The sequence below is a fragment of the Fictibacillus aquaticus genome (assembly GCF_002245695.1).
GTDB lineage: Bacteria > Bacillota > Bacilli > Bacillales > Fictibacillaceae > Fictibacillus > Fictibacillus aquaticus.
The window spans coordinates 1-1,504 of the sequence record NZ_NOII01000026.1; the positions used below are offsets into that span (position 1 = coordinate 1).

The following is a 1,504-nucleotide window of genomic DNA, read 5'->3' on the forward strand; positions in this document are numbered from 1 at the left end:
AGCTTTCTGAAGGTATCGAAAAAGGCATCGCTAACTCAATCCTTATCAAAGTTAACCAAATCGGTACGCTTACTGAAACATTCGATGCGATCGAAATGGCGAAGCGCGCTGGCTACACAGCTGTTATCTCTCACCGTTCTGGTGAATCTGAAGACAGCACAATCGCTGACATCGCTGTTGCGACAAACGCTGGTCAGATCAAAACAGGTGCTCCATCACGTACAGACCGCGTTGCGAAGTACAACCAGCTTCTTCGCATCGAAGACGAGCTTGCAGGCCTAGCGATCTACCCAGGCATGAGCACGTTCTATAACCTTAAGAAGTAATCTTGGCTTGATTTTTGAGCAGACCCCCGGATGACGATCCGGGGGTTTTTTGTGTTGTCATTTATGGGAGGGCAATTGATGTGAGATTTGTGCTGAAATGATTTGAGAAGTTATTGAAGTGCTGTGAGATTCTTCGGAAAAGATGTGATGTGGATTTTGACAAGTTGGTTTTGCCGTAAGATTTGCTATCAAATTGTTGTGAACTGGCAAATGATTTAAGTTTTCTCTGAAATGCTGTGAATATTGGTTGAAAAGCTCTGACTATTTTTAGGAATGCTGTGAAATTTCGTTGAAATGATTTAAGAATTTTAAACTTTGAAGTGATGCCATTTAAAATTAGTAAAAATAATATGCTTTTTCAACTTATATAAACACATGACCCTTGAAATTAGCGCAAATAGGCTGTTAAATCTCTAAAAACATGCCAAATAAGCTCTGATTTTTCAATTTTCTTCACTCGTTTTTTCATTATTTCGGAATTATGATGTAAAAAAAGATGAGGTGAATGGATTGATCAAAAAAATGAGGAAGCGTACGTTAAAACTTGTAAAGCTAGAGGTTTTGTCGCGGCGGCTCAGCCCCAATCATCCTAATAGAAAGCATGTTGAAGCAGATTTAGCGATGATGGAAGCTGGGTTTAAAGGGGAAAAGGCTCTGGACTACTTTTTAGAACTCATTACTGATAAAGAGATTAATGTTTTCCATGATCTACGGTTGCCAATCACCAACACAAAGCATTATTTTCAAATTGATACGCTTATTGTCACTCCATTTTTCCTCGCAGTTGTTGAAGTGAAGAACATTCGCGGTAACATCTACTTTGATCATTTGGCTGATCAAATCATTCGTACATTAAAGGGGGAGCAGGAAGCTTTCCAGGACCCTGTGAACCAGGCGGGAAGGCAAGCCGCACATCTAGAGAAACTTCTTGAACACAAACAGTTTCGCAAGGTGCCTATCAAGCATCTTGCATGCTTCACTAATTCCATCTCAGTCATAACTTTTTCCAACAAGTATCCAGAGAAAGCGAAATCAAAGGTCATCCGTCCACGAAATTTATTAGAAAAACTCGAGCATTTTAAATCATTGTATCCACAGCGAATCTTAGCGAAAAGTGACCTCAAAAAAATTTCATCCCTGCTGTTAAAAAACCACTCCGATAACGAAACAGATATTCT

The 1,504-nt window shown here is 39.6% G+C and carries 1 protein-coding gene and 1 pseudogene; both read left to right on the forward strand.

Translation table 11 applies throughout. The features are described 5' to 3' along the window. Nucleotides 1–326, forward strand: a pseudogene (eno, locus tag CGZ90_RS18645) (phosphopyruvate hydratase); the annotation flags it as partial. 510 nt (nucleotides 327–836) lie between these two features. Continuing rightward, the coding region (locus CGZ90_RS18650) for a nuclease-related domain-containing protein (RefSeq protein ID WP_094254026.1) at nucleotides 837–1,504 on the forward strand (668 nt) is incomplete at its 3' end.